Origin of the sequence: Oscillibacter sp. 1-3 (assembly GCF_000403435.2) — a bacterium.
Classification (GTDB): Bacteria; Bacillota; Clostridia; order Oscillospirales; family Oscillospiraceae; genus Oscillibacter.
Window position 1 is genome coordinate 424,502 of sequence record NZ_KE159709.1, and the last position, 6,800, is coordinate 431,301.

General features: G+C 53.3%; 6 protein-coding genes and 2 pseudogenes. 2 read left to right on the forward strand and 6 right to left on the reverse strand.

The genetic code is table 11. The features are described from left to right. Positions 1-11 precede the first annotated feature (11 nt). Genes C816_RS14695 through C816_RS23800 form a run of 3 tightly spaced genes read right to left on the reverse strand, consistent with a single transcriptional unit; the run spans position 12 to position 1,748 of the window. Entirely contained in the window at positions 12-686 is a 675-nt protein-coding gene (locus C816_RS14695) for a PoNe immunity protein domain-containing protein (RefSeq protein WP_016323190.1), read from the reverse strand. A 34-nt stretch (positions 687-720) separates the two neighbouring features. Further along, the gene (locus C816_RS14700; RefSeq protein ID WP_016323191.1) at positions 721-1,431 is read right to left on the reverse strand and encodes a DUF434 domain-containing protein; all 711 of its coding nucleotides are present in this window, start codon (positions 1,429-1,431) and stop codon (positions 721-723) included. Between the two features lie 35 nt (positions 1,432-1,466). Then, positions 1,467-1,748 (reverse strand): hypothetical protein, encoded by a 282-nt coding sequence (locus C816_RS23800; protein WP_155979030.1) that lies wholly within the window; start codon positions 1,746-1,748, stop codon positions 1,467-1,469. Between the two features lie 173 nt (positions 1,749-1,921). On the opposite strand from C816_RS23800, the gene C816_RS14705 reads away from it, so the two are divergent. Next, entirely contained in the window at positions 1,922-3,292 is a 1,371-nt protein-coding gene (locus C816_RS14705; RefSeq protein WP_016323192.1) for an esterase/lipase family protein, read from the forward strand. A gap of 12 nt (positions 3,293-3,304) precedes the next feature. Then, positions 3,305-4,192, forward strand: coding sequence for a hypothetical protein (locus tag C816_RS23805; RefSeq protein ID WP_016323193.1), 888 nt, complete (start codon positions 3,305-3,307; stop codon positions 4,190-4,192). Between the two features lie 380 nt (positions 4,193-4,572). On the opposite strand, the gene C816_RS14710 is transcribed toward C816_RS23805, so the two are convergent. The 3 genes and pseudogenes from C816_RS14710 to C816_RS14720 form a co-directional block, all read right to left on the reverse strand. Next, positions 4,573-4,827: a helix-turn-helix domain-containing protein gene (locus tag C816_RS14710; RefSeq protein WP_016323194.1), complete on the reverse strand. Its 255-nt coding sequence runs from the start codon at positions 4,825-4,827 to the stop codon at positions 4,573-4,575. 3 nt (positions 4,828-4,830) lie between these two features. After that, positions 4,831-6,369 (reverse strand): annotated as a pseudogene (locus C816_RS14715) (type IV secretory system conjugative DNA transfer family protein); the annotation flags it as partial. A 92-nt stretch (positions 6,370-6,461) separates the two neighbouring features. After that, positions 6,462-6,800 (reverse strand): annotated as a pseudogene (locus C816_RS14720) (group II intron reverse transcriptase/maturase); the annotation flags it as partial.

Here is a 6,800-nt window from a genome sequence, read left to right on the forward strand (position 1 = left end):
CTCCTGTTACTTTACTTGTGTGCCAGATCATACGGGTAGTATGGATTAAGCGCAAAGTCTTTGTCATCAATTCCGAATATTTTTGATAGTGCGGCGATTTCAAAGCACCAGTACCCGCGATATGTATTGTTCTTAGATTTATGAGAATCGTACCAGGATGCGCTTTTGTGATGCTGATACCAATGTGATAACTCCGAGGACAGTACCGCCATCTTGTCATCACTCTCCGCCAGATCGTTGAAATAGCCGAGTTTAGATTGCCGCATTTCCAGAGGCTTGTCCTGTAAATATTGGATCAAGCAGCAAATCAGTCCATCCTGGGAATTGAATTTTTCTGCCATTATTTCTAAAGCAGAGAGAAATTCCTGTTTTGATCTATGGAACAACACGCCAATCGACAAATAATCAATTACACCATACAAGCTGTCTGCCGGCGTACAGGTGTCCTTGTAATAATTTATGGACTGAATGTAATACGAATACACTTCGCCCAGCTCAGCACCCATAGAATATGAGGTTTTCGCACAATCCAAGTACAATTTTGATAGCTGAGATTTCCCGAGCCGAATGCCTCGCTCATTAGACGGCTCTGTGTTTTTGAGGGTTTCCTCAAATCTCTTTATGCGTGCAGTATCTGCCTGTATTCTTGCCAGAAAATAATCTTGCGGTTTTATCGTGTCTCGCATAATTGTTCCTCCCACAACTTTGTCAATGGCAATTTCAGATGCTTGATGTCTCCAGCCAAAACACCCACGCTTCCGAGATGGTCTCCTCGATCAGCTTCCGGTTCAGGTTATACCAGCTGCCGCACTTGTCCAGGATGATGGCATCTGTAGTAACCACGTTCTCCAGGCGGGAGAGAACGCCGTCCACGCTGGGGTGCAGCTCCACCTGCACCTGGACGCCCCGCTCCGCCGCCTTGTCCAGCAGCAGCGACCGGAGGCGGCCGGAGTTGGACACCTGCTGATCCAGATAGAACAGGGCCTCCTTGACCTCCAGGGCCTCCAGCCGGGCCAGCAGAAGCTCCACGGCCCGCACCGTCTTGTCCACGATGCGGTAGCTCCCTCGCAGTCCGGCCAGATCCCGGATGGTGCCGTCCATGCCCGCCAGGAGCAGGGAGCCGGACAGAGCCACCTCCAGGGTGATGATGGTGTTGAAGCCGTCCAGCACCAGGGCCGCCGGGGCCTCCCGGATCCGCTTGCGCTCCCGCTCCTCCAGGGCGGCGCGGGGAGAGGTGATCCGGGCCAGGGCCAGCCGCTGGCGCTCTGAGAGCAGGTGGTGGTTGCCCACGAAGGTGGAGGCGGATTTGGTGTCGTAGCCCCGGTCCAGCAGGAACGCCAGATCCTGGGCGGCGGCGGTCAGCTTGGCTGTGGCCTTGGGGCCAAATTCAACGGTATCTTTCGGCACATAGCCGCGTTTGACGGTTTCCATGGTGGTTTCAGCCCTTTATATTTGTTCCTTCTGAGTCATTTCAATGTATCAGGTGATGTTTCTTTTTCATATTCCAATACTTCTATAAACTCATCTAATCTTTCGCAATCTATCCAGCCTGATTTGCTGTTTATTTCAAAAAGCCCATCATATCCATATTGCTGTATCAAAAACTCCCATCCTTCTTTTGAAATTACAGCTAAAAAGATTTGCATATAATCAAACAGTATTCTTACATTATCGGAAACGGAAAGATCATTAGCAGTAAATGAAGTTCCTTGTGGCAGCGGATATATATAAAATGCCAATGTATCCATTTTCCTTTCCCCCAAACTCCTATTTATCACCCTAATTATACCATCATCCCAGTTCTAATTCAATCCGATTTCTGATAGAACCGTCCGGCCTCCCAACTTGACAACCCCGTTGGCAAGGTCTACTATAAACGCAGAAAAGCGCCAGTGGGCGCTGTTGAACGGGAGGCGGCTCTATGAAATATGTCAGGCGGATCATCTACGGCCTGTTGCTGACGGCGGCGGCGAACGCCTTGCCATTGGTCTGGCTGCTGTACGCTAAATGGTCGGTTCCCGGCGCCGGGTGGCTGTTTCTGCCTCTGGCGGCGGCGTTCCTATGGGTGAATCTCCGGCCTATCCCGAAGTCCGGCCCCACCAAGCGCATCCAGCGGCTGGCGGAGGGCTGTGAGCTGCTGTGGCTGTTCTGCGTGACCGCCACGGCCACTGTCCTGCTCCAGCTTCTCTGGCTGAACGTACTGCGTGCCGATATTGCGAAGGACAGCTTCCTTGACTGGTGGGGGTATTTTGGGGGCGCGATGGGCGTGCTGCTGGCAGTGCTCCTGCTGGCCGTGGTCTTCTGGAACGGCATGGTCCGGGTCTACCTCACCTCGGTACAGCTGGGCATCAAGCACCGCGTTCTGGCGGCGCTGTGCGGGTGGATTCCCCTGGTGAACCTCTGGTATCTGGCAAAGATTCTCCGCCTTTGCAGTGACGAAGTGGAGTTTGAGACCCAGAAGTGGGAGCTGGACGCGGTTCGGGCGGAGAGCGAGGTCTGCAAGACGAAGTATCCCCTCCTGATGGTCCACGGCGTGTTCTTCCGGGACTTCCGTTACCTCAACTACTGGGGCCGCATCCCCAGGGAGCTGATCCGCAACGGGGCCACGGTCTACTACGGCCAGCAGCAGTCCGCAGCGGCGGTGGAGGACAGTGGGAAGGAGCTGGCGGAGCGCATCCGGCAGATCGTGGAGGAAACCGGCTGTGGGAAGGTGAACATCATCGCCCACTCCAAGGGCGGGCTGGACAGCCGGGCCGCTATCGCCCACTGCGGGATGGCCCCCTATGTGGCGACCCTGACCACCATTAACACCCCGCACCGGGGCTGCATCTTTGCCGAGTATCTGCTGGGCAAGGTCCCCCAGGCCGCCCGGCTGAAAATCGCCGCAGCCTACAACGCCACGATGAAACAGGTGGGCGACCCCAACCCAGACTTCCTGGCGGCGGTGACCGACCTGACGGAGAGCGCCTGCCTTGCCCGGAACGAGGTGACGCTCGACGCTCCCGGCGTGGTGTATGAGAGCGTCATGTCCTACTGCAAGAAGGCCCGGCATGGCAAGTTCCCGCTGAACATGACCTATCCCATCGTAAAGCATTTCGACGGCCTGAACGATGGGCTGGTATCTGTGGAGTCGGCCAAGTGGGGGGAGCGGTTCACCCTCCTGGAGCCCCAGGGGAAGCGGGGCATCTCCCACGGGGATGTGGTGGATCTGAACCGGGAGAACATCCGGGGCTTCGATGTGCGGGAGTTCTATGTAAAGCTGGCGGCGGATTTGAAACGCCGGGGGTATTGAGGTGTAAAAAGTATGGAAAAACATTCTATTATCATCCCTAAAAATGATAGTTCTGAACGATGGATTGAAGCATTAGAAGAATTTATCTCTATGACAGAACCCGAATGGCTACAGGGAATGAAAGGAGCATCTGCTAAAACGATTACCGCCATAAAAAAATGTTATGATTTGAATGGTGACGGAAAACGTCTACCAGTTGACTATGAAATATTTCTTCGTCGATGGGGTGGGAACTCTTATGTTTCTTTCCCTGATAAGCCAATATCAATCGCATATTATTCAGCAGATAACATGCTCCATAAAGACTGTCTTTTATGTGATTCTTCAAATAATCTTTACTTGACGATTGGTAGTCAAGATATTGATAATTCAGAACAACTTTCTTTTTCTTTTTTGCCTTCCGATGATATTTCTCTTATACTTATCAGGCCGTATCACAATGACATAAAAATGGCTGATAGCTTTCGCCAGTATTTATGTTGCCAAGCATTTTTAGCATTTGGTTGGAAACAGTTTCCTTGTCAGTTGGCATATGAATTGGAGTTCCATATGCACAAACCTCCATATAATCTCTCTCCTGAAGCCAAGGTTTGGAACGACAGCAATCTATCAGATAAGGATTTGGAAGAATTAGGTTTCAAAATACAAGTTGAAAAAATTCAAAGCATCTTATTAAAACATGGATACCAGGAGGCATGGTTCAGCACGCCTCTTGACCAAGTATGGCTCGGAATAAATAGCTTTTGTTCAATATCACGAGATTTTGACCCAAATGATATGTTTGACACTGTACTTGGACAGATCTGTGCGTATGATTTGGGAAGCATTCAAAAGGTTATAGAGGATTTTTCTTTAATTGGATATAAATGTATTGATTACAAAAAGTGGAGGTCATATTAAATTTTGACGTTGAAAGTTCGGTAATTTGTCACATAGATTGTTGCGAAAACCGGCTCAAACACAGCTTGCAACCCATAGTTGCGGAATAGTTGGTAGCAGCAACACGGCCTGATGCCGTAAAATCGCCCCATAGGAGGTGATTTCATGGCTGCGGGATTTTGGGGTATGTATGGCTTTCAGTTCTGCCACTCCCTGTCGGCTTTGCTCGGCTTTCTGTCAGAGCAGTGTCTATCCTAACGACCCTTAGAGCGTGTTTGTCATTTTCTCTGTCTTAAACTCTCCCTTAGAGTGGGCCCTTCTGGTTGGTTCACAGTGGACCCACCCTCGGTTCTCCGCCAGGGCGCAATGACCCCCTGGCGGAGAACTTATTATTTTTGCAGCTACTTCAGCCGGTACAAATTTGAGCTGAGGCTTCCATTCTCACGAAAGCGCCGCTCCTTGGAGATTAGCTCCGCCCTGCACAGATCATCCAGGGCCCGCTTGACAGTGGAACGTGAGAGCCGCAGCTCGGCGGAGATGGTCCGTATCCCCGGCCAGCACTTGCCCTCGCTGTCGGCATGATCCTTCAGGTACATATACACAGCCCTGGCCCGGTGGTTCAGATCGGATTGATAGATCTTCTCAAAGTATCCCATAGACTACTCCTGCCCCCCATCTGTGCGGACAACCACGGGGGGAGGCGGCTCCCGCCTGGTGCGTCTGGCCTGAGCGTAGGACGCGCCGCCTCTGGCAGTTGGAGTTTTCGGAGGAACCGGGGGAGCGGGAGGGGTATCGCTCTCCGCTGGCTGTGCGTGGTGACAGCGGAAGATCGCCTGCTCCAGCTCCTGCTTGTTGGCATAGGCCACGGTACGCGCGGCCCGCTCCGGCAGCAGATACGGATCACCGAAGGAGATGCCCCAGTCCAGGAAGAGCCTGAGCCGTGTCTGCATGGGGTGTGTCCCTGTCTTCATAACCACGAACTGGCCCTTGGGGATGGACTTCAGCTCATCCGGCGTCATGAGAGGCCGCTCCATCATCTGGAGGGAGCGGCTGGCACTGTCTTTCCCACCGCCCTTGCTCACCGATCCGCTCATGACCGTGCGGCTGCCCAGGGCTTTGGACAGCACCTCAGCGGTCTGGGAATTGGGGGCGAAGCCGCCGAAGATCGTATCCTGCACATTATCTACTATGATCTCTGCGCCCTCCTTACCGTAGTTCTTCTCCAACTGGGCCAGCGACTGGATGATAGGAACCAGAGTCAGCTTGCGGGACCGGCCGGCGCTGAACAGGGGCAGGATATCGAAGGCGGGCATGGTGCCCAGCTCGTCGCAGAACAGCACTACTCGGTTGGGCAGTTTGCCGCCGTTCTCATCCGCAACAGAGAACAGTTCCCGGCTGAGGGTCTGGATTATCAGGCCCGCCATGAAGTTCTTGCTGGGGTCTTCCTCCGGCAGGACGAGGAAGATGGCGGACTTCTGGGAGGCAAAGGCTTCCGCGTCAATGGCGCTGTCGAAGCACAGCACCTGCTCCAGCTCGGAGTCCAGGAAGGCGTTCAGCCTGGACAGCACCGTAGACATGACCGAGGCCATGGCCTGTTCCGCCGAGTTGAGAGCGGCTCCGGCGAACCACCGTGCCTTGTGCGTGTCGGGGAGTGTGTCCATCATGACCTGAAAGCCGTTCTTGCCCTTGGCGGTCTTGCTGGGCGCCAGCAGATCCTGCACCAGCTTGAACACGCTGACGATGTGCCGCCGCTCCTGGGGAGCCTCCTCTGTAGGCGGCAGATACTCCGCCAGAAGGAGGACTACCGCTGTGAGCAGTCCCTCGGCGGCATCGTAGAAAAACGCATTCTGGCCGTAGTTTGAAGCGTCTCCTTCCGGGTTTATAATGGTCTTCGCTAAGATTTTGGCGTACTTCTCCGCTTTGGCTCTCGCCGCCAGATTAGTGGGCTGCTCCCGGCAGATGTCCATGTAGCGGTTGATGAGCGTGAGGAGGTTGTACCCGTCTGACCTGGTGGGATTGCGCAGGTCGATCACCGCCACCTTGTAGCCGTAGTGCTGCAAGGCCACAGCGCCATAGTTCCGGGCCAAATCCCCTTTTGTATCAAGGGCCAGGAAGCTCATCCCGCTGGCGCAGGCGTACTCCATATTTGGGTAGAGAAAGAACGCCGTCTTGCCCACGCCGGACGCGCCGATCATCAGATAGCGATAGGTAATCCGCCGCTTTTACTGCCCTCATGAGAGAGCAGCAGTCAGAGCGGATTTTCCCCCGCTTCGCACCGTGCATGCGACTTTCACCGCACACGGCGCTCCATCAATGCAGATTGATTGTTGCGTGTATGTGAAATAACCAGTTTTTCCCTATAACCGATGATTTTATTTTGAGCTTTTACATCAAATTGGTTAATATCATAGTTGGGGTCATTTACCGCCATAAAGCATTTCTTATGGAGTGAAACCAGATTGTTGACCCTGTTTACCTTGTTCAATGGGAGATTAGGGTTAATGCGATGGGCATATGGAGTACCAGAAATGAGCCACCCTCCGCAGACACGGCATTTAAGCTTGTCGCGGTTGAGGGCATAAGCCCTGTTCATGATAAACTCAAAATTATTGAGCTTGTTCCATTTCCC

Bases quoted from the DNA above. Each gene is read 5' to 3' on its own strand.
- C816_RS14695 (WP_016323190.1), bottom strand. From the start codon at position 686: ATGCGAGACACGATAAAACCGCAAGATTATTTTCTGGCAAGAATACAG.
- C816_RS14700 (WP_016323191.1), bottom strand. From the start codon at position 1,431: ATGGAAACCGTCAAACGCGGCTATGTGCCGAAAGATACCGTTGAATTT.
- C816_RS23800 (WP_155979030.1), bottom strand. From the start codon at position 1,748: ATGGATACATTGGCATTTTATATATATCCGCTGCCACAAGGAACTTCA.
- C816_RS14705 (WP_016323192.1), top strand. From the start codon at position 1,922: ATGAAATATGTCAGGCGGATCATCTACGGCCTGTTGCTGACGGCGGCG.
- C816_RS23805 (WP_016323193.1), top strand. From the start codon at position 3,305: ATGGAAAAACATTCTATTATCATCCCTAAAAATGATAGTTCTGAACGA.
- C816_RS14710 (WP_016323194.1), bottom strand. From the start codon at position 4,827: ATGGGATACTTTGAGAAGATCTATCAATCCGATCTGAACCACCGGGCC.